This window comes from Desulfovibrio fairfieldensis, assembly GCF_001553605.1.
GTDB classification, from domain to species: Bacteria; Desulfobacterota; Desulfovibrionia; order Desulfovibrionales; family Desulfovibrionaceae; genus Desulfovibrio; species Desulfovibrio fairfieldensis.
In genome coordinates this window covers 3,245,031-3,266,341 of sequence record NZ_CP014229.1, presented here as the reverse complement: position 1 = coordinate 3,266,341, position 21,311 = coordinate 3,245,031, and the positions used below count along the sequence as shown (strand labels likewise).

The 21,311-nt window shown below is 60.3% G+C and carries 18 protein-coding genes; 3 read left to right on the top strand and 15 right to left on the bottom strand.

From position 1 onward, the window contains the following. Window positions 1-45: 45 nt before the first annotated feature. Window positions 46-636: a MerR family transcriptional regulator gene (locus tag AXF13_RS13720; protein WP_062254085.1), complete on the top strand. Its 591-nt coding sequence runs from the start codon at window positions 46-48 to the stop codon at window positions 634-636. A gap of 149 nt (window positions 637-785) precedes the next feature. On the opposite strand, the gene AXF13_RS13715 is transcribed toward AXF13_RS13720, so the two are convergent. The 3 genes from AXF13_RS13715 to AXF13_RS13705 all read right to left on the bottom strand — a co-directional run bounded on the left by AXF13_RS13715 (window position 786) and on the right by AXF13_RS13705 (window position 3,190). Further along, window positions 786-1,247, bottom strand: coding sequence for a GNAT family N-acetyltransferase (locus AXF13_RS13715; RefSeq protein ID WP_062254083.1), 462 nt, complete (start codon window positions 1,245-1,247; stop codon window positions 786-788). Between the two features lies 1 nt (window position 1,248). Then, window positions 1,249-2,061 (bottom strand): DsbA family protein, encoded by an 813-nt coding sequence (locus tag AXF13_RS13710; RefSeq protein ID WP_062254081.1) that lies wholly within the window; start codon window positions 2,059-2,061, stop codon window positions 1,249-1,251. Between the two features lie 727 nt (window positions 2,062-2,788). Beyond that, entirely contained in the window at window positions 2,789-3,190 is a 402-nt protein-coding gene (locus tag AXF13_RS13705; RefSeq protein ID WP_062254079.1) for a response regulator, read from the bottom strand. 322 nt (window positions 3,191-3,512) lie between these two features. Between AXF13_RS13705 and AXF13_RS13700 the strand changes: the two genes are divergently transcribed. Further along, the gene (locus tag AXF13_RS13700) at window positions 3,513-4,301 is read left to right on the top strand and encodes a ParA family protein (RefSeq protein WP_062254077.1); all 789 of its coding nucleotides are present in this window, start codon (window positions 3,513-3,515) and stop codon (window positions 4,299-4,301) included. A 15-nt stretch (window positions 4,302-4,316) separates the two neighbouring features. Here AXF13_RS13700 and AXF13_RS13695 read toward each other — a convergent pair whose 3' ends face one another. Then, on the bottom strand, window positions 4,317-4,721 hold the full coding sequence (locus AXF13_RS13695; protein ID WP_062254075.1) for a hypothetical protein: 405 nt from the start codon (window positions 4,719-4,721) through the stop codon (window positions 4,317-4,319). A 120-nt stretch (window positions 4,722-4,841) separates the two neighbouring features. Between AXF13_RS13695 and AXF13_RS13690 the strand changes: the two genes are divergently transcribed. Beyond that, a complete protein-coding gene (locus AXF13_RS13690; protein WP_062254073.1) occupies window positions 4,842-5,768 on the top strand; it encodes a ParB/RepB/Spo0J family partition protein in 927 nt (308 codons plus the stop codon). A gap of 199 nt (window positions 5,769-5,967) precedes the next feature. Here AXF13_RS13690 and AXF13_RS13685 read toward each other — a convergent pair whose 3' ends face one another. From AXF13_RS13685 to gyrB, 11 genes are all read right to left on the bottom strand, one after another. Beyond that, window positions 5,968-7,362 (bottom strand): transcription antitermination factor NusB, encoded by a 1,395-nt coding sequence (locus tag AXF13_RS13685; RefSeq protein ID WP_062254072.1) that lies wholly within the window; start codon window positions 7,360-7,362, stop codon window positions 5,968-5,970. Continuing rightward, window positions 7,359-8,192: a DUF116 domain-containing protein gene (locus tag AXF13_RS13680; RefSeq protein ID WP_009303347.1), complete on the bottom strand. Its 834-nt coding sequence runs from the start codon at window positions 8,190-8,192 to the stop codon at window positions 7,359-7,361. The genes AXF13_RS13685 and AXF13_RS13680 overlap by 4 nt, the downstream gene beginning before the upstream one ends. 467 nt (window positions 8,193-8,659) lie before the next feature. Beyond that, a complete protein-coding gene (gene fmt, locus AXF13_RS13675) occupies window positions 8,660-9,652 on the bottom strand; it encodes a methionyl-tRNA formyltransferase (RefSeq protein ID WP_062254070.1) in 993 nt (330 codons plus the stop codon). Next, window positions 9,625-10,143, bottom strand: a complete 519-nt coding sequence (def, locus tag AXF13_RS13670; protein WP_008682933.1) for a peptide deformylase — start codon at window positions 10,141-10,143, stop codon at window positions 9,625-9,627. The genes fmt and def overlap by 28 nt, the downstream gene beginning before the upstream one ends. A gap of 15 nt (window positions 10,144-10,158) precedes the next feature. Continuing rightward, the gene (aspS, locus tag AXF13_RS13665; RefSeq protein ID WP_062254067.1) at window positions 10,159-12,018 is read right to left on the bottom strand and encodes an aspartate--tRNA ligase; all 1,860 of its coding nucleotides are present in this window, start codon (window positions 12,016-12,018) and stop codon (window positions 10,159-10,161) included. Continuing rightward, window positions 12,011-13,267 (bottom strand): histidine--tRNA ligase, encoded by a 1,257-nt coding sequence (gene hisS, locus AXF13_RS13660; protein ID WP_062254065.1) that lies wholly within the window; start codon window positions 13,265-13,267, stop codon window positions 12,011-12,013. The genes aspS and hisS overlap by 8 nt, the downstream gene beginning before the upstream one ends. Before the next feature lie 91 nt (window positions 13,268-13,358). After that, the gene (gene purF, locus AXF13_RS13655; protein ID WP_020990206.1) at window positions 13,359-14,759 is read right to left on the bottom strand and encodes an amidophosphoribosyltransferase; all 1,401 of its coding nucleotides are present in this window, start codon (window positions 14,757-14,759) and stop codon (window positions 13,359-13,361) included. Window positions 14,760-14,765: 6 nt separating this feature from the next. Beyond that, a complete protein-coding gene (locus tag AXF13_RS13650) occupies window positions 14,766-15,575 on the bottom strand; it encodes a tetratricopeptide repeat protein (protein ID WP_062254064.1) in 810 nt (269 codons plus the stop codon). Further along, a complete protein-coding gene (gene gyrA / locus AXF13_RS13645; RefSeq protein WP_062254062.1) occupies window positions 15,565-18,138 on the bottom strand; it encodes a DNA gyrase subunit A in 2,574 nt (857 codons plus the stop codon). The genes AXF13_RS13650 and gyrA overlap by 11 nt, the downstream gene beginning before the upstream one ends. Window positions 18,139-18,464: 326 nt before the next feature. Beyond that, window positions 18,465-18,773, bottom strand: a complete 309-nt coding sequence (locus AXF13_RS13640) for a hypothetical protein (protein WP_062254060.1) — start codon at window positions 18,771-18,773, stop codon at window positions 18,465-18,467. A gap of 120 nt (window positions 18,774-18,893) precedes the next feature. Beyond that, window positions 18,894-21,299: a DNA topoisomerase (ATP-hydrolyzing) subunit B gene (gene gyrB, locus AXF13_RS13635; protein ID WP_062254058.1), complete on the bottom strand. Its 2,406-nt coding sequence runs from the start codon at window positions 21,297-21,299 to the stop codon at window positions 18,894-18,896. Between the last annotated feature and the right edge of the window lie 12 nt (window positions 21,300-21,311).

The following is a 21,311-nucleotide window of genomic DNA, read 5'->3' as shown; positions in this document are numbered from 1 at the left end:
TGACGGCAACGACAGCAATGCTGCGGAAAGCCAGCAGGAGGCGTCATGACGCGCACGGCATCCCCGACAGAAGGCCTTTTGAGCATTGCGGACATCTCCCGCCATTTTTCTTTGCCGGAATCCACCACCCGCTATTACTGCAAACGCTTTGCGGCTTTTATCCCCAGCGTCGGCGAGGGCCGCAGGCGGCGCTACCGCCCGGAAACCCTGGAGGTCATTGCCGCCATCCTGGAGCAGATGCGGAAGTCGCGCACGGCGGCTTCAGTGGAAAATGCCCTGCTGGCCCGCTTCCCCCGCAATGCGCTTGCCGTTTCCAAGCCAGAGCCCTGCCTGACGCAAGCGGAGCATCCGGTTGCGGAACTTCTGCCCGCAGCGGCCCTGCAGTTGCTGGAACGCCAAACACTGGCCTTGGAGGGTATTGCCCAGCTTATCCATCTGGTTATTGAACGCCTGCCGCAGCCCGGCATGATGTTGCCTGAAACGGCGCAAGAAAATCAGCAACTGCGCAAGGATGTGGAAAACCTGCGCGTACTGCTGCATGCTTCGGAAAAAACCCAGCAGGCGGACCTGGACCAGCTGCGCGAATGGATGACCAAGGTTATCCGCAGTCGCGGCAAGGATGCGGCTTCGGCGTGAGGCCCGAAATGTTTTTCCTGTAAGCATTCGTAAACCGAGATATGCGCCGGTAATGGCCAGCCGGCCAACCGTAAGGAAAAGGCGCATCGTTGGATGCGCCTTTCCGGCAGATTCAACCGCAATGCGGCCATGATGTTATTTTCCCGGCTCTATTTTTCCAGAAAAACCAACCGCAGGCCGGGTTCCGGCTCTTCCTCCCGAAAGGGGCGGTAGCCCGCCCGCTCATATAGGCGTAAATTGCGCAGGCTTTGCGTACTGGTGAACAGTTCGTAACGCGCTTGTGGAACTATGGAACCCATGGCGGACTCCAGGGCAGCCAGAAGGCGCGTTCCCAGGCCTTTGCCCTGATATTGCGGATGCACCATCAGTTTGCCCACATAAACCGTGCCCTGCGCCGCGCGGGCGCGGACCGAACCCCTCAAGCCGCCGTCCGTATCCACAGCCTTAAGAAACACCATGCCCGCCTCAAACTGGCGAACCAGATCCTCAAGGCTCTCGCGCAACGGCGGAATGCTGAAGTTGTTCAGCAGGCGCGCTTCGCTCTGATAGGCCAGATACTGCAAACGCAAAATTTCTTCCAGATCCGGGCGCTCTGCCCTGACAATGCACATTTTACTTGTTGTTCTGCTTAAGGGCCATGTCCACGGCGCCCTTGAACAGATCCAGGGGCAGGGCCCCGCGCACCACCATATTATTGACCAGGAAGTACGGGGTGCCCTCCACGCCCAGCTTCTGCGCGTCCTGCTGGTCTTCAGCGAGAATATCGCTGACCTTCTTGCCGCGCACGTCACGGCCGAGTTTTTTCATGTCCACATCCAGCCCCTGGGCGGTCTTTTTCAGAAAATCCTCACCCTCGGTCACCAGACGGTCCCGGTCGGCGAACAGGGCTTTGTAGAACTTCCAGGCCTTCTCCTCACTCTGCTGCGAAACGGCGACAAAATAGGCCGCCGCCTGTCCGCCGGGGCCCTTTTCATCCAACGGCAAATTCTTGAAGACCAGGCTGACGTCCTTGCCGTACTCCTGCAAGAGCGCGTCCACGGTTTTGGAAGCCTGCTGGCAGAAATGGCAGGTGAAGTCGGAAAAGGCCACGATACGCACCTTGGCCTTGGGCGAACCCAGCACCGGACGCCCCTCCAGACGCACGCTCTTGGGGGTTTTCATATCCTCGCGCCACTGAACTTCCAGATTGTGTTTGCGCCGCATGTTGGAACCCTGCTGGGCGATATCCAGTACGGCCTCACTGTTGCGACGCAACACATCCAGCACGATATCCGGATGTTCACGCAAGGCTTTTTCCAGCAATTGCGGCAGATTATCTTCCGTTACCTGGCTGGCGGCCGCACGGGCTTCCCCGCCTGCCGGAAACATGGCCGCCAATCCCAACAGCAGGGCGGGAACAAAAAGAATTTTGTGGGTAATGCGCATGAAAACCTCATCTTTTAGAGCAGTTCAACCTTGAGAATGCACATTCTCAAGGTTTTTAAGACGCTCACTCCGGCGCTTAGCTCTGCTGTCCTCGCCCGCAAAGCTCGAAGACTCACTAACGGGCGAGGCAACCGCGCAAATAAATTGCGCTTACGCCTTCGTGGCAGGCGTCTGCTTACGCAGCCACCAGAGCAATTTCACTTTGAAATTGCTCTAGAGTCGTTGACACGTGAAATGCTCGTTTACGGCGAGCAAAGGCTGCCGACTTGCATTTCGTGGCAATGATTTGTCTGCAAATCCTTGCGGTGCAGGTTGCAATGGATATCCGTTTGTCCCTTACGGGCGCATGCCGCAACCCAAAACGGCACTTTCCGGAAAGCAGAATTTTTTTAGAGCATCTTATGTTTGAAATGTTACACATTTCAAACTGTACGCCGCCTGCGTGCAGCGGAAAAAACGCGGTCTATTGCTGCTGTCGATGCCCGTAAGCCCTTTGGGGCTAACGGGCACGGCTGCGCCGCTCCGGTCGCTCCCTTGCACTTGGGCGCGGGTTCCGCTCACGCGGCCACCAGAGTAATTCACTCATTCCAATCGTGAATTGCTCTAGCAACGAAATTTTCCCAATGCAAGTATGCCGCCATACCTTACCGCAATTCATGTCGACAAACGGCGTGGTTGTGGCTGCCCTTCTATCCACTTACGGCCGCCCGCGCTGCCGCAACCTCTTTCAGGACCGCGCAGCCTCATTGTCCGATTCCAGCCGGGTCTGGGTGGCGGCATCTTCAATTTTGAAGAGCAGTTCATCAAAGTCCACCGGCTTCATCAAATAGCCGAAAGCCCCCTGGCTCATGGCCTGCACTGCCAATTGCATGTCGGCGTGACCCGAAAGCAGGATGATCTGCGCCTTGGGCCAACGCGTGGTCATCTGCTGCAATGCGCCCATGCCGTCCAGCACCGGCATTTTTACATCCATGATCACAATGGGGAAAAATTCCCCCTCCATAGCGTCCAGCGCCTCGCGCCCATTAGCGGCTCTGGCACAGGCATATCCACGTTTTTCCAAGCGCTTTGCCAGAATGCGGGTAACATCCTCTTCATCGTCCACCAGCAAAATATGAGTCAGGCACATATACTCTCCCGGTCAAATACGACACCGCGTGCGGCATCCTGGTATTCTTACCCAGAATGCACTCACCCGGCAAGATGCGGCTGCGGTAAAAAAATTTTCCAGCAACGACAGGCCCTGACGCGGCATTGGACCGCGCAAATCTTGTTTACGCCTTGACGCCCATACGCGCCTCTTTTACAAACAGACAGACGGCGCCGTACGGCGCGTTTTCCATCAAATGTTTCATGTGAAACGTTCAGGCCACTTATAAGGTCACCGGCTTTTCTACGCCGCGACAAGCAAAACATCAGCCAGGCCAAGGACAGGAAGCGGAGGTCAGCGTATGGCGCGCATTATTTCCATTGCCAATCAAAAAGGCGGCGTGGGCAAAACCACTACTGCCATCAATCTTTCCGCGGCCTTGGCCGTCATGGAAAAAAAAGTGTTGTTGGTGGATTGCGACCCACAGGCCAACAGCACCAGCGGCCTCGGCTTGAGCCAGGAAGAACTCACCGGTGATTTATACAGTACATTCTACTCGCCGGACAATGTACATCAAAGCATTGCCAAAAGTCGCACTCCCTTTCTGGATATTTTACCGGCCAGCACCAATCTTGTGGCGGTGGAATTGGAACTGGTGGACAAAATGGCCCGCGAATTTTACCTGGATGAATGCCTTAAGCGGGTCAATGACGATTACGAATATATCGTCCTGGACTGCCCCCCGTCTTTGGGCCTGCTGACGCTTAACGCCCTGTGCGCGGCAAGGGAATTGCTGATTCCCCTGCAATGCGAATTTTTCGCTCTGGAAGGCATCGTCAAATTGCTCCAGACCTACGAGCAGGTCAAAAAACGGCTCAACCCTGATCTGGCCCTGCTCGGCGTGGTGCTGACCATGTACGACATTCGGAACCGGCTCACCCGCGAAGTCAAAAACGAAGTACGCCGCTGTTTCCCGGATCATTTGTTTGAAACCGTGATTCCGCGCAACGTACGCCTTTCGGAGGCGCCCAGCCACGGCAAGTCCATCATTCACTACGACATCAAATCCAAGGGAGCCGAGGCATATCTCGGCCTTGCCAAAGAAGTGGTACTGCGTCGGCCGTCCAAAAAAAGCACGGTGCTGCAATAAACCGTAGACGCCGCATTACGCTTTGGGTGAAGTATGCTCCAACGCCACGTGGTCACGAAAATGTTTTTGCCGGATGGTCGTGCCGCACGCCCGACAATGGAAAACCAACAGGCCGCCCACATTCGCATTGGTCAGCCAGAACGGGTGTTCCGGATCTTCGCGCCAATCTTGCGTGGACGCGCCGCAATGCGGGCAACTCACCGCCGGATTGTAAGGATAGCGGAAGTCCCAGAACTGCAAAAATTCCTCAAAGGCCGAAATCGCCTCTTTCACAGGTTCAGCGACGGCCGGGGCAGAAACGGCCCGCAGCACGGGGCGGGCCAAGGGTTCAATTTTCTGCCAGAGATCCCAGGGAATCTGCACAGCCTGGACGCGATCTTCGGCATCGGTAAGATATAACAACGGCAATGAATCAGACATACGAGTTCCTTCAGCTGACTGAAATTCGCGCAATGCGGCGAAAAGCCGTGCGCGGAATCAGGGTGCCGCGCGCCGGGGGCGCTTGTCAAGGCGCGGGCAGGGCCTGAACAAGGAGAAAATATGAGCAACGCAAGCAAAGGACTGGGCCGGGGCCTGGATGCGCTTTTCGGCGGCTCCGAGCCACTGCGCGAACAGAGCGGCGACGTCAGTATGCTGCCGATAACTGTCCTGCGGCCGAATCCGGACCAGCCGCGCCGGCATTTTGATCCTGAAAGCCTGCGTGAGCTGGCCGATTCCATCAAAACTCAAGGCATCATCCAGCCGCTGCTGGTGCGACCGATGGCCGACAATGCCGCCTATCAGATCGTGGCCGGCGAACGCCGTTGGCGCGCCGCGCGCCTGGCCGGGCTGACGCAGGTGCCTGTCTTTGTGCGCGCCTTGAGCGACAAAGAAGTTATGGCCGCCGCCCTGATTGAAAACCTGCAACGCGAAGACCTCAACCCCATTGAAGAGGCTCTGGCCCTGCAAGGTTTACGCGAAGCGCTGGAACTGACCCAGGAGGAACTGGCCGCCCGGTTGGGCAAAAGCCGCCCGGCCATTGCCAACGCTCTGCGCCTCCTGCAATTGAGCCCCGCCGCACAGGAAGATCTGCGCGCCGGACGACTCAGCGCCGGACACGCCCGCTGCCTTTTAGGTGTGAATGCTGTCGAGGCGACCGAGGCCCTGCGCCTGCGCATCATCAGCCATACACTGACCGTGCGCGACGCTGAGGAAGCCGCCGCCTTCTGGCGGGAAAACAAAGTTTTTCCCTGGGAGCCTGAGAGCGGACAGGCCGACGCCGAAGCCCAAAAAGAACCGCCCGCTCGCGCAACCCGTAAAAAAAGTCCGCAAATCCGCAACTTGCAGCAAAATCTCAGCAAGGCCCTGGAGTGTAAAGCTCTGGTCAGCGGCAACGAGCAGACCGGCAAGATCACCCTGGCTTACGGGAGCGCCGAGGAGCTGCAAAGCCTCCTGGCGCGTCTGGGCGTGGCCCTGCCGGAAGCGTGATACCGGACAGTACAAGACAAGGGCAGCGCTGGCAGCGATAAACCTCGTTTCAGCATTGCTGTCGGTATCCGCACAGCTACCGCTTTCGCAGCATCCTGGCGGTGTAGGGTTTGAGAGGTTAAAAAGCCGTCGCCAAGTGCGACGGCTTTTTTCTGCCGGTCTCACCGCTGCCGGTTGCCGAAAAGTAGCCCAACAACGCTTAACGGCGGCGCAGAACAGCTCCGTACATTCCTTCCAGCCAGGGATGCCCATGCGGGGTCTGCCACTGGCGCAACAGCATAAGCTCAGGCCGCGCCGCCAGCAGGCGGGCCACGGCCAGTTCATTTTCCGTGGGATTCAAGGTACAGGTGATGTAGGCCAACTCGCGGCCTTGTTGAAGCAAGGCGCTGAGCCTGAGCAGCATCCGGTCCTGCAAGGCCGCAAGTTGTCTGAGGTCCGCCGGAGTCCGCCGGGAGTCCTTGCGAATATCCGGCCGCCGTGCCAGCACGCCCAAGCCGCTGCACGGGGCGTCCAGAAGGATATGCCCGTTCCAGCCCCTCAGCGGCGGCGCACAGGCATCCGCCAGACAGACAGCCGGGCGCGGCAGATGCAACTCCCGGCACACGCCGGGCAAATGACGCAGGCGGGACCAGGAGCGGTCTGTACACAAGGTTACGTCAATGCCCTGCTCCAACAGAGCAACACTCTTGCCGCCGAAGCCGGCGCAGGCGTCCCAGACCGGAGCATCCCAACAGTCAAGCTCCAGAGCCTGTACCGCCAGTTGCGAACCCGCTGACTGTAAGGAAAGCGCCCCGCTCGCACGCCACAGGCCCAGGCTCTGCCCCAGAACGTGAGCGGGCAGTTCGCCCGGCGCAAAAGCCACGCCCCAGCGCCCCACAGCCTCACCGCAGCCTTCTTTTGCGCAATGCCGCAAGCCCGCGAGCAATTCTTCAGCGGCCTCATGCCGGGCATTGACCCGCACACCGCTCCAGGGCCGGGCGAAAGAACGCCGCATCAGGCACAACGCGGCCTCGCCGCCGTAGGCGTCATGCCAGAGATCCCCAAGCCATCGCGGCAAGCTGTAATAACGGCACAAGCCGCCCCACTCGTCCGCAAGCGCGCCTTCTTTGCCCACAACATAAAATTCCCGCGTATCCACCGCCGCGCCGAAACGCTGAATGGAGCGCAACGCGCCGTTGGCCACCCGCGCGAGAGAGCGGCCGAACAAGCGTTCCGCCTGCGCCACCGCGCTGTGTACAGCCGCATGATCCGGCACCCGCTCCTGAAACAGCAGGGCATAGACCGCCAGCTCAAGGATGTGCCACAAGGGAAGCGGCAAGCGCTCCGGTTTGGGCAACACCCGGCCCAAAAGATACGCAATACGGATTTCCGCGCGCAAACAACCGTAGACCAGTTCAGAACACAAATGCCGTTCCTGTTGGGGCAGGACTGCAACAGCCTTGCCGCCCTCCCCCAGCGGCCCTGACAGGGCGTCGGCAAGCGCCTCCTGGGCGCTGAGTCCGGAATCCGCCAACAAAAGCGCGTGCAAGGCGGCCGTGCGGCCGTTACGCGGCAATTTCTTCAAGGACCGCAAGAAAGATGAACTCCCGCTCACGCCCGCCTCCCGGCATGCAAAGGTTCAGAGGATGCGGAACAACCCAGAAAAAGACGGATGGCCTCTTCCAACGCGCCCAGAGGCACGAGCGTATCCAGGCAGGGGCCGCAGGGGCGCTGGTTGAGCACGCCGAACACCGGCAAAGGGTAACTGTCCTGAATGCCGGAGGTCAGATCCCGTTCACAAGCCACGGCCACAATGCAGCGCGGCCGGGTCTGGACCACAATGCGGCGGGCGATGGTGCCGCCGGTGGCAATAGCCAGTTGGATGCCGTAGCGGTCGCGCAGGGCCAGCAGACTGCCCACCGGGCATTGGCCGCAACGCACACAATTATCCAGCTTGTGGGTCAGGCGGCGCGGGCAGGCGCTGCTCTGCACGCAATGCGGCAAAAGTAGCAATAACTCGCTCGGGACCACGGGCTTGCGGTCCGCCAGCACCAGTTCGTTGTTTACCTTGACGAAAGAACGCCGCACCTTGTTGCGGTCCATGCCCACGGCCTTGGCCAGCAATTCCATGAGCGGAAAAAATAAGCGGATGATCACATGCCGCACGCCGCGCACGCCCGGCAGCGGCAGGCCGGTATAAATATGAAAGATCAGGGTCAGACACATCCAGGCCAGCACCGCGATGCCCAGCACGCCCACCGTCATGCTGAGCAGGGGCAGCCAGTGCAGACCGGCGCCCAGACCGGACCAGGGCAGAATCAGAAAAAAGCAGAGCACCAGGCAGAGCAGAACGCAGGAGGCCAGCATCAGGCCGATGAAGATCCGTTTGCGACCGCCGCCGTATTGCTCGGGCGGCAAAGAATGGGGGGATTTGCGCAGAAACATGCGGGGCCTCGCTGTCGGAAGCGGAAGAAAAACCAAACAGGGAGGATCAAAAACATATGGGGCCGAAACAGCGCAGAAAGGGGCTTCTGACCGACGCGCGGCATCAGGATGGAGCACGGGCCGCAAAACAAAAAATACGGCCTTAAAATCAGCACGGAAATACACATCAGCGTGGGGCCGAACAGTGGAAATATCAGAGCGCTTTGATATTGAAAATATCTTAACGCCCTGTGAGGATTGTCCGTGAAAATCCCCACCCCGAAATTATCGCAAGGCGAATTTACTTCGCCGATAAGCGATAATTTCAAGCGCAAAATACTCTAGGGTCTGTTAACACTATAGAATTTTTGTTCGCCTGCAAGGAAGATAAACCTGCTTTGAGGGAGTGTACTCTTCTGGTACTCGACCGAAAAAGCAGGTGAAATCTGACGCGGCAGGAGGGCAAAAAGGCATAGCGTTAACAGGCCCTAGACCGGAGGCAAGGCCCTGCCGCAGATTCCCTCAGGCAGGTCGCGCAAGCGCCCGTTGATGAAATCACGCACCGGCATGTCCTTACGGCCTTGCGGGCGCACCTGAAGCAAGCGGTACCAGCAATCGGCGCAAGCCACGCTCAAGCCGTCGGCATCATGCCGCAGTTCACCGGGCCGCGCGTCGTCCGCGGGCTCTCCCACCCGGCCGGGGGCAAGCAGCAGCGGCAACGGCTCAGCCTCCCCCGCAAAGGCGAAGATAACACGCGCGCCGGGCCAGGGCGTCACGCCCCGAATGTGGGCATGCACTTGCGCCGCCGGACGGTTCCAGTCAATGAACCCGTCCTCCTTGCCGATCTTGGCCGCATAATCGGCACAAGATTCATCCTGCTCACGGGCCTCCGCCCGGCCGTCCAGCAGATCATCCAGCACGCGGATCAGCAGATCCGCGCCCAGACGGGCCAGTGCGTCATGCAGGCTGCCCGCCGTGTGCTCAGCAATGGGCAGGGCCGCGTCCGCATAGACCGGACCCGCATCCAGGCGGCTGGCAACCCGCATGATGGAAATTCCGCTTTGCGCGTCCGGGCCCCAGTTTTCCATGATGGCCCGCTGAATGGGCGCGGCCCCACGATAACGCGGCAAAAGGGAGGCATGCACATTGAGCGGCGCCAGGCGCGGCGCGGCCAGCACGGCGTCAGGCAGAATCAGGCCATAGGCGGCCACAACCAGCACATCCGGTTGCAGAGCTGCCAGCTCGGCCTGGATCGCGACATTTTTCAGGCTTCCCGGTTGCAGGACTGGCAGATCCAGCTCCTGGGCCACTCGCTTGACCGGTGAGGGCGTCAGCTTATGGCCGCGCCCGGCGGGTTTGTCCGGCCGGGTATACACCGCAACGACTTCACCCCGCGGCCATTGCGCAAGTTCTTTGAGAATCACCGCCGCAAAATCCGGCGTGCCCATGAAGACTAACCGGCATTTTTGCGCTTGAGCCATTTCTTTACCTTGCTGTCATAGAGCGTGCGCCGCAAGCGGCTGATCTTGTCGATGAACAGGATGCCGTCCAGGTGGTCGGCCTCATGCTGGATAATGATAGCCGGGAAGTCCGTCAGATCTTCCTCAATGCCGTTGCCGTCCAGATCCGTGGCTTTGAGCAGAACGCGGCTTTTGCGGGGCACGTCCGCGCGATAGTTCAACGGCACGGACAGGCAGCCCTCCTGCTCGCTGACCACGTCCTCTCCGGAGAGTTCCAGCACGGGATTGATCAAGACGCGCGGCTGCTTGTCCTCATCCTTGCCCGCCGGGTCCATGACCAGCATGCGGATATTGCGGCCCACCTGCGGCGCGGCCAGGCCTACGCCGGGCGCGGCATACATGGTTTCCAGCATGTCGGCGGCCAGTTTGCGGATCTCGTCGGTCACTTCCGTCACAGGCTCGCAGGGCTGCTTCAGACGCGGATCAGGATAGGTCACAATATCAAGAATCATGGGGCCTTCCTTGTCTCAGGCCTGTGCGGCTTCTTCGCTCTTTTTGGCTTCCCCTTCCTTGGCGGGCTGCTCACGCAAGCGCAGGCCCAGCTCACGCAACTGCTTGCCCGCCACCGGAGCCGGAGCCTCGGTCAGCAGGCAGGTGGCCTTCTGGGTCTTGGGGAAGGCGATAACGTCGCGAATGCTGGCCGCCCCGGCCAGAAGCATGATCAGGCGATCCAAGCCGAAGGCCAGGCCGCCGTGCGGCGGCGCGCCCTGCTCCAGGGCCTGGATCAGGAAGCCGAACTGGGTCTCGGCCTGCTCCGGCGTGAATCCCAGGGCCTCGAACATCTTGCGCTGCACGTCGCCGGAATGGATGCGGATGGAGCCGCCACCCACCTCATTGCCGTTAAGCACCATGTCATAGGCGCGGGCGCGGGCCTTGGCCGGGTCGCTGGTCATCAGCTCCAGATGGCCGGGCGCTGGCGAGGTGAAGGGATGGTGGCAGGCCACATAACGCTTCTCCTCCTGGTCATACTCATACAGCGGGAAATCCGTGACCCAGAGGAAATTAAAGCTGTTTTCCGGAATGAGCTTGAGATGCCCGGCCAGATGCACGCGCAGGTTGCCCAGGGCCGCGTTGACCATATCCGGCTCTCCGGCCTGGAAAAAGACGATGTCGCCCACCCGCAGATCCAGGGCTTCCGCAATGCCCTTGCGTTCCTCGTCGGAGAGGAACTTGGCAATGGGCGACTGCCATTCCCCGGCCTTGATCTTGATCCAGGCCAGGCCCTGCGCGCCGTAGATCTTCACGAATTCGGTAAAGGCGTCTATTTCCTTGCGGGTCATGGACTCCCCGCCCGGCACCTTCATGGCCTTGACCAGCTTGGCCTGGGCAAAAAGTTTGAAGCCCGAACCGCGCACGATGCCCGTAATGTCCTTGAGCTCCAGGCCGAAGCGGGTGTCCGGCTTGTCCACGCCGTAGCGGCTCATGGCCTCGTCCCAACGCATGCGCGGGAAAGGCAGGCTGAGCTCCTTGCCCATGACGTCCTTGAAGACGCGGGCCATCAGGCCTTCGGCCATGGTCATGACCTTTTCCTCGTCCACAAAGCTCATTTCAATGTCCACCTGGGTGAACTCGGGTTGGCGGTCGGCGCGCAGGTCCTCGTCGCGGAAACAGCGCACGATCTGGAAATAGCGGTCCAGACCGGAAACCATCAGCATCTGCTTGAAAAGCTGCGGGGACTGGGGCAGCGCGTAGAATTCGCCGGGATTCAGGCGGCTGGGCACCAGAAAGTCGCGCGCGCCCTCGGGCGTGGATTTGGTCAGCACCGGAGTTTCCACTTCCACAAAGCCGCCCTCGTCCAGATACCGGCGGATGGTCTGGGCCACCTTGTGGCGCAAACGCAGATTGGCCTGCATGCGCGGGCGCCGCAGATCCAGATAGCGCCAGGCCAGGCGCAGGTTCTCGCCCGCGTCGCAACGGTCTTCAATGGGGAACGGCGGCGTCTTGGACGTGTTCAGCAGCTTCCACTCGTAGGCCACTACTTCGATTTCGCCGGTGACCATGGTGCTGTTGACCATGCCCACGGGCCGGGGGCGCACCTTGCCCTTGACGGCCAGCACGTACTCGGAACGCAGGATATGCGCGTTCTCATGAGCCGAGGGCGCGATATCCGGGCTGAAGACCACCTGAGTCAGACCGTCGCGGTCGCGCAGGTCCACGAAAATCAGGCCGCCGTGGTCGCGCCGGTACTGCACCCAGCCCATCAGGCAGACCTCCGCCTGATCGTCGGCCAGGGTCAGCTGCCCGCAGGTGTGACTGCGTTGCCAGTCGCCCAGGTCTTCAACGAATTTCTGATGTTCCAGCTGTACGTCCTGCATTTGCTCAGTCATTGGCTGTTCCCGCTTGCAGATAAAGGATTGCGTCGGCTTGCGGCATGCTCCGCTGCTCGCCGCTGTCCAGATGTTTGATGGTCACGTTGTTCTGAGCCGCTTCGTCCGGCCCGATGATCAGGCAAAAGCGCGCGCCGGATTTCCCGGCCTGGCGCATGAGGCTTTTAAAGCCGCCCGTGCTGAAATTCATTTCTCCGCGCAAGCCCGCGGCGCGCAGCTTCTGGGCCAGGGCAAAGGCCTGGGCGCGCCCGGCCTCCTCAAGGCCCAAAAGATAAAAATCCGGCCGCGTTTCCGCGTCGTCGCCCAGCAGCAGAGCCAGTCGCTCCATGCCGCAGGCAAAACCCACGCCCGGCACGTCCGGACCGCCCAGGCTTTTGATCAGGCCATCATAGCGGCCGCCTCCGGCCACAGCGGATTGCGCGCCGATGCTCCCGCTTACCACCTCAAAAGTGGTCCGGCAATAGTAGTCCAGACCGCGCACCAGGCGGTGATCCAGCTCCAGAGGCAGATCCTCGGTGCGCAGCATTTCCAGCACGGTTTCAAAGTGAGCCTTGCACTCCGGGCAATTGTAGTCCAGCAGTTTTGGCGCGTTGTCCGTCAGGGCACGGCAGCCGGGCTGCTTGCAGTCCAGCACGCGCAGGGGATTGCTGTCCACCCGACGGGCGCAGTCCGGGCAGAGCGCATTGCGGTCCACGCCGCGCAAATATTCCAGCAGGGCTTCCTTGAAGCGCGGACGGCATTCGGCACAGCCCAGGGAATTGAGCTTGAGGCCCAGGTCCTTCAGACCCAGGGCACGCAGAAAACGCATCAGCATGATGATCAGTTCCGCGTCGGCCAAGGGACTCTGCGTGCCCAGGCATTCGCAGTTGATCTGGTGGAACTGGCGCATGCGGCCCTTCTGCGGGCGCTCGTAGCGGAACATGGGGCCGGTGGTGAACAGGCGGCTGACCGCCTCTCGGCTGTTCAGCCCGGATTCGATGTAGGCGCGCATGACTCCGGCCGTGGCTTCGGGCCGCAGGGTCAGGGAGCGGCCCTTGCGGTCCGGAAAGGTGTACATCTCTTTTTGCACCACGTCGGTTTCCTCACCGATGGAGCGCTGAAAGAGTTCGGTGAACTCCACGAGAGGCGTGCGCAATTCCACAAAACCGTAACGGCCGAAAATATCCCGCGCGCAGTTTTCCATGCGGGTGAAGTTATCGCTCTGCGGCGGAAACATGTCCGCAAAGCCCTTAATGCGTGCGATGTTCATATCTTCCTCTTCAGATGGCCGTATTCGACCGTGCAGCCCTGTATCTTGTCGGCGCGACGGCGTCAACCGGCGACGCGTGGTTGGCCAGGCCCTAGCGGCTGCCGCAGGGACCCTCCAGCCTGTACTTGTCGCACTCCTCACAGGGCACGGGGTATTCGCCGGTAAAGCAGGCCAGGCAATAGCTGTCCGAATGCATGACCGAGCGCAGCAGGCCGTCAATGCTCAAGTAATGCAGGGAATCCACATCCAGGCGGCTGACAATCTCCGGCAGGGTGCACTGGGCCGCGATAAGCTCGCCGCGCGAGGAAAAATCAATGCCGTAATGGCAGGGATATTTCACCGGCGGGCAGGAAATGCGGATGTGCACTTCCTTAGCGCCCAGTTCACGCAACTTTTTCACGCGAGTGATCATGGTGGTACCGCGCACGATGGAGTCGTCCACAATGCAGATTTTCTTGCCCTCGATCATGGCCCGCACCGGATTGATTTTCACCCGCACCCCGAAATTGCGCATGCTCTGGGTGGGCTGGATGAACGTGCGGCCCACGTAATGGTTGCGGATCATGGCGTGCTCATAGGGCAGTTCCGCGCACTGGGCGAAGCCCACCGCCGAATAGACCCCGGAATCCGGGAACGGCAGCACAAAATCCACGTCCGGCGTGGATTCATGGGCCAGCTGCCAGCCCATCTGCTTGCGGCAGAGGTAGACCTGCTCGTTGAAGACATAGGAATCAGGCCGGGCGAAATAAACCAGCTCAAAGATGCACTGGCGGGGTTTTTGGGGCAGCGGCCCGCGCAGCTGTTCGCTGCGCTCGCCCGAGGCGTCCACAATAATCATTTCGCCGGGTTCCACGGAGCGCTCGTACTCGGCTTCCAGAAGGTCGAAAGCGCAGGTTTCCGAAGCGAAAACCGGCTTGCCGTCCAGACGGCCCAGCGCCAGGGGATGGAAACCGAAAGGATCGCGCACGGCCACCAGAGTTGAACCGGCCAGAATCAGCAGGCAGTAGGCTCCGCGCACACGGGAACAGGCTTCGCGGATGGCTTCGGGCAGATTGTGCCGCCGCAGGGCCCGCACCAGCAGATGCATGAATATTTCCGTGTCGTTGCCCGTGGAAAAAATGGCTCCCTCGTTTTCCAGCTCCTCGCGCAGTTCCCCGGCGTTGACCAGGTTGCCGTTGTGGGCCAGCACAATGTCCTGTCCCTTGTAGTGGGCCAGGAAGGGCTGAGCATTGCAGCTGGAGGAACGGCCCGTGGTGGAATAGCGCACATGGCCCACGGCTATCCGGCCGGTGAGGGCGCGCAGGCCGGCCTCGGAAAAGACGTCAGGCACCAGGCCCATGCCCTTGTGCTCGTGCACGCCGTCCGTATCCAGGGTAACGATGCCCGCGCTCTCCTGGCCCCGGTGCTGCTGGGCGTAGAGGCCGAAATAGGCCAGACGGGCCGCGTCCTCATGATCATAAATACCGAAAAGACCGCATTCGTGCCGAATCATAACCATCTACTTCTTCAGTTTTTTGCGCAAATGCGCAATGCGATTGTCCATGACCGACGGATTGGGATATTCGTCGCGCGCCAGTTCAAATTGTTTCAGGGCTTCCTCGCCCCGCCCCAGCTGTTCCAGGGCATCACCCAGCAGATAACCAGCCAGGCCCCTCACTTCCTTGTCCGGCCCGCTGTCCAGGATCTGCTGGCTGAGGTCCGCCACTTCCTGCCAGTGCTCGCGGGCCATGTTTTGGTCCGCCAGATCATACATGCACATGATCTTGTCGTGATCCGCCAGAGGCAGGGCCAGGCATTGCTGCAGGGTTTCCTCCCCGGCGTCGAAACGGCGCTGACTGAACTGCGTGGCGGCCAGCCGACGATAGCCCTCCACGGTTTCCCCCGGCGTCAGGCCGGCCAGCCCGATATAGGAGCTCCAGGCGTCCGCCGCACGGTCATAATGTCGCAGGCTTTCATTAAGCCGCCCCATGCGCTCCAGCACAACCTTGGTGCGGGCGTCGTCGTCCGCGAATTCCGCCAGCATGACCTCCAGATATTCCAGAGTGGCGCGGGCTTCCGGATTGGCGGAATTGACCACGCTCAACAACTGCTGCCAGGCCTCCCAGCGCTGGTCCGGATTTCGCTCCTCGCGCAGATAACGTTCCAGCAGGCGTTCGGCCAGAGGCCAGTTGCGCTCGGCCATTGCCGCGCGCGCCGCGCCGAGGTCGTCGGTCAGCAACGCATCTTGTTCGCAACCGGTCGCCAGGCAGGCCCAAAGAGCCAGGGCCGCCAGCAGCAGGCACGAACGCGGGCGCGGTTTAGTCCTCATCACCATCCTGATTCGGTTCCGCGTCCGGCTTCGAGCCACGGCCGTCGGCGGAATCAGAGGCGGAGGCAACGGAAGGCATGCCGTCCGCCTCATCCAGCTCCACGCTGAGATCACGTACGATCTGGCCGCCCTCGTCCACACGGTCAAAGCCCACCACGCGCGCGCCTTCGTCCAGGCGTACCAGCATCACGCCCATGGTGGCCCGGCCCTTGCTGCGCACCTCGTCCACGCCGATGCGCACAATCTTGTTGGCCGAGGTCAGCAGGATCAGGCCGTCGTTATCCCGCACGGGCATGGCGCCCACCACCGGGCCTGTCTTGGCCGTGACCTTGAAGTTGATGATGCCCTTGCCGCCGCGCGACTGAAGGCGGTAAAGATCCACCCTGGTGCGCTTGCCGTAGCCGTTGGCCGAAATGGACATGATTTCCGTGGTCTGATCCACATCCTTGAGAACCACCCCGGCCACCACACTGTCTTGGCGGCGCAGGGCAATGCCCTTGACCCCAGTGGCCACCCGACCCATGGGCCGGATGTCACCGCAGGAAAAGCGGATGGCAAAGCCGTCCGCCGTGGCCAGTACAATGTGATTGTCCTCGCGGATGGGCCGCACCACCACCAGCTCGTCGTCCTCGCGCAGGCCCACGGCCATGAGTCCGGTTTTACGGCAGCGGGCATAGAGCGAGGCCGAAGAGCGTTTGACCATGCCGCGCCGGGTCACAAAGAGGAAATACTTGTCCTCGGCAAACTCGCGCAGGGCCAGCACCGTGGTGACCCACTCGCCCTCTTCCAGCGGCAGCAGATTGTTAATATGCACGCCCTTGGCCGTGCGGCTGCCCTCGGGCACCTGATGCACCTTGAGCTGGTGCATGCGGCCTTTGTTGGTGAACAGACAGAGATACTGGTGATTGGTGGTGGTCAGGAATTCCTGCACGTAATCGTCGTCCGAGGTGTGCAGGGCCGCAATGCCCTTGCCGCCGCGCTTCTGCTGCTGGTAATTTTCCAGATTGGTGCGCTTCATGTACCCGCGGCGGGACAGGGTGATGACCACCTCATCGTCCGGGATCAGGTCCTCGATGTCGATGCCGCCCAAGGCCTCGGTGAGCACTTCCGTGCGCCGGGGCGTGACGAACGTTTCCCGAATCTCGCGGATCTCGCGCTTCATCTCGCTGCGCAGCACTTCCGAATTGTCCAGCACGGACTTATAGAATTCGATTTTCTGGAGCAGATCCTTGTATTCGGCCAGCAGTTCCTCGCGCTGCAAACCGGTGAGGCGTTGCAGACGCATGTCCAGAATGGCCCTGGCCTGAATTTCGGACAGCTCGAAGGTTTCCATGAGGCCCTGGCGGGCTTCCTCAGGATTGGCCGATGCGCGGATCAGGGCCACCACCTGGTCGATATGGTCTATGGCGATGCGCAGACCTTCCAGAATATGGGCCCGGGCTTCGGCTTTTTCCAGATCGTAACGGGTACGGCGAATGACCACTTCGCGCCGGTGGTCCACAAAGCAGCTCAGTGCGCTTTTAAGAGTAAGCAGCACCGGCCGGTTGTCCACCACAGCCAGCATATTGATGCCGAAGCTGGATTCCAGGGGCGTGAATTTATACAGGGCATTGACCACAATATCCGGAATCACGCCGCGCTTGAGGTCAATGACGATGCGGATGCCCTTGCGGTCCGATTCATCGCGCAAATCCGCAATGCCGTCGATCTTGCGGTCATTGACCAGGGCCGCGATTTTTTCCACCAGGCTGGATTTGTTCAGGCCAAAGGGAATTTCCCTGATGACCACGGACTGGAGGCCTTTTTTGCGCTCCTCGATTTCCACCCGGCCGCGCATTTTTACCGTGCCCCGGCCCGTATGGTAGGCGTCGTACAGTCCCTTGCCCGCGTAGACAAAACCGGCGGTGGGGAAGTCCGGCCCCTTCACGTACTCCATGAGGTCGTCCACGCTGCACTGGGGATTGTCCAGCAGAAGCTGCAGCGCGTCACAGAGTTCGCCCAGGTTGTGCGGCGGAATATTGGTGGCCATGCCCACGGCAATGCCCGACGAACCGTTGAGCAGCAGATTGGGCACCTTGGTGGGCATCACCGAGGGTTCCTGCAGGGTATTGTCGTAGTTGGGCCGGAAATCCACGGTATTCTTGTCCAGGTCGCCCAGGAATTCCTGGGCCAGCCGGGACATGCGCACTTCCGTGTAGCGCATTGCCGCCGCAGAGTCGCCGTCGATGGAGCCGAAGTTGCCCTGGCCGTCCACCAGGGGATCGCGCATGGAAAATTCCTGCGCCAGGCGCACCAAGGCGTCATAGACCGCCGAATCGCCGTGCGGGTGATATTTACCGATGACGTCGCCGACGATGCGCGCGGACTTCTTGTGCGGGCGGTTGTAATTGTTTGCCAGCTCGTACTGGGCGAACATGATCCGCCGGTGCACGGGCTTCAGGCCGTCACGGGCGTCCGGAATGGCGCGCCCGATGATGACCGAAAGGGAGTACTCCAGATAGGACTGGCGGAGTTCTTTTTCTATGTTGATTTGCGGATGCTGTCCGTCTTGCGCTTCAGACACGTTCGCCTCGCGGGTAGAATATCAACCGTGGCCGCCCAACGCGGCAGGGTATAGTGACTACATCTAAACACCGGTTAATGAAGATTTTTATTCTCTGCCAAGATCACTAGCCGTGGCCGCGCCAGCGGCTTGCTTGAGCCGTTCACGCGCAGGCAGAGAGCAAAAAGACCAGTAATCAGTGCTTCCCTAGAACAGATTAACTTTGAAATTTTACAAATTTCAAAGTTGGCATTCTGGCGAAAAACGTGGTTTCCGCCAGAATCCATGCCGCGTTGCGGCGCGCCGCACCGTGTGCGGCGTTAAAGCAATTTCACTTTGAAATTGCTTTAAGTTCCGATAAAAAATCTGCCCCCTGCAAAGAGCAGCAGCAACAGCACGCCTTCGGCCATGCACACGCGGCTCACGGCCCGGAACAGAATTCCGGCATGTTCGCCGAAACGTGAAGACATGAAGAGAAACACGACAATATTGCTGAACAATATGGCTATGACCGCCGGAAGGACAAAATTATAGGCCTTGGGCCAGCCCTCCAGACTGACTGTCAAAAAAAGACACATGGCCGCGCAGGTCAGCCAGCCGCCCACAGCTATAAGCCAGGACAGCCAGCCTGTGGAGGGTTGTTTGCTGTTTTCCATTCCTATGCGTAGTTCCGTTTTGAGAAGTGTGATCAATGAAAATTTTTGTTTTGCCGAGGCCGTTAAGCTGCTGGGTGAGCAACACGGCACAGGGCAAAAAGACCATCAACCAGCGCTTCCTTAAATATCCAGCTCCTGTACAGCCAGGGCGTTACGTTCAATGAAATCGCGACGCGGTTCCACCCTGTCGCCCATCAGTTCCTCAAAGGCGTCGGAGGCGGAAGTGGCATCCTCTACGGAAACCTGCAACAGAATGCGGTTGTCCGGGTTCATAGTGGTCACCCAGAGCTGGTCCGGATTCATTTCGCCCAGGCCCTTGTAGCGCTGGATGTTGATGCCCCTGCGGGCTTCGTCCAGCACCATCTGCATGAGCTGAAAGACGTCGTCGGCCGCGGCTTCGCCGTCCTTGCGCCTGAGGGTAAAGACCAGGCCGCCGCACTCCTCGCGCAGTTCTGTAAAGAGCTGCCAGGTCTGGCGGTACAGGCGGGAGGCAAAGAACTCCATGCCGCGCCGGGTGTGGTGGCTGCCGGTGCTTTCAAAAACCGCGAACAGGCGTTCCTCGTCGTCCTCCTCGCTGCGCTCGCGCTCCAAGGTCAACAGATAGCCGTGCTCATTGAGCCAAGCCGTGAATTCGCTGTCCTGGTCCTCCAGCATGGAGGCTTCCGCACGCACGGGATAGGTGGTCAGGGCCAGGAAAAGGTCGCGCGGGGTGCCCGCCCCTTCGGCGTCGGTCACGCGCATTTCCAGCTTTTCAATACGCCGCATGAGGCTGATCAGGGCTTTGCCGCTGAAAGTCTTCCCATTACGGGCCACGATGCTGACGTCCTCACTGACCCGGGAGAGCAGAAAATCGTTGAGCTCCGCATCGTCCTTGATGAACTTCTCCATGCGTGAGTTGTGCACGCGGTAGAGCGGCGGCTGGGCGATATACACAAAGCCCTTTTCCACCATTTCCTGATACTGGCGGAAAAAGAAGGTCAGCAACAGGGTGCGGATATGCGCGCCGTCCACGTCGGCATCGGTCATGATGATGATCTTGTGGTAACGCAGTTTTTCCAGGTCCGTGTCGTCCTGAATGCCCGCGCCCATGGCCGTGATCAGAGCCTTGACTTCCTTGTTGGCCAGCATCCGGTCAAAACGGGTGCGCTCGGTGTTCAGAATCTTGCCGCGCAGGGGCAGGATAGCCTGATTTTTAGGATTGCGTCCCTGCTTGGCCGAACCGCCTGCGGAATCGCCCTCCACGATAAAGAGCTCCGATTCCACGGGGTCTTTGCTCTGGCAGTCGGCCAGCTTGCCGGGCAGGGCGTTGTCCGACAGGGCCCCTTTGCGCCGCACCAATTCCTTGGCCCGGCGGGCCGCGTCGCGGGCCCGGGCCGCATCCACGGCCTTATCGATGATCAGCCGGATGTCCTTGGGATTTTCCTCAAAATAGACGTTCAGGCGGTCATAGACCACCCCGGCCACCAGACCGGCCACCTCGCTGTTGCCCAGTTTGGTCTTTGTCTGGCCCTCAAACTGCGGCTGGGGCAGCTTGACGCTGATCACAGCCGTGAGGCCCTCGCGCACGTCGTCGCCGGACAGGGCGGTATTTTTCAGCTTCTTGACCAGATCCTGCTGGCCCTTGATATAGCCGTTGATGGCGCGGGTCAGGGCTGTGCGGAAGCCCACCAAGTGGGTGCCCCCTTCCTTGGTGCGGATATTGTTGGCAAAGGTAAGGATGTTTTCCTTGTACCCGGCGTTGTACTGCAGGGCGAAATCCACGGTGACGCTGTCCACCATGCCTTCGCCGAAAATAATCGAATGGATGCCCTGCTCGCCGGAATTGAGATCCGCCACAAACTGACGAATGCCGCCCTCGGCGTGGAAAACATGGGTTTCTCCGATGCGCTCGTCAATGCACTCGATGATCAGGCCCTTGTTCAGGTAGGCCAGTTCCTCAAAGCGCTTTTTCAGCGTTTCATAGGAAAATTCGAGGACCTCGAAAATTTCCTCGTCCGGCCGGAAACGCACGGTGGTGCCATGGCCTTCCACATCCTCGCCGATGACGGCCAGCTGGTCCTGCGGCACGCCGCGCGCGTAGTGCTGACGATAGCGCTTGCCGTCGCGGCGCACCGTGACGGTCAGTTCCTCGGACAGGGCATTGACGCAGGACACGCCCACGCCGTGCAGACCGCCGGACACCTTGTAGCTCGTATTGTCGAACTTGCCGCCGGCGTGCAGCTTGGTCATGACCACCTGCACGGCGGGTACGCCTTCCTTGGGATGGATATCCACCGGAATGCCGCGCCCGTCGTCGCGCACGGTCACGGAATTGTCCGCATGCAGGATCACCGTGATCCGCGAACAATAGCCGGCCATGGCTTCGTCAATGGAGTTGTCCACCACTTCATAGACCAGATGATGCAGGCCGCGCCCGTCCGTGGAACCGATATACATGGCCGGGCGCTTGCGCACGGCGGAAAGGCCTTCCAGAATGGTGATGGAAGAGGCGTTGTAGCCGCCGTTGCCGGAGGTTTCAGGAACCATCAGTATTTCCTT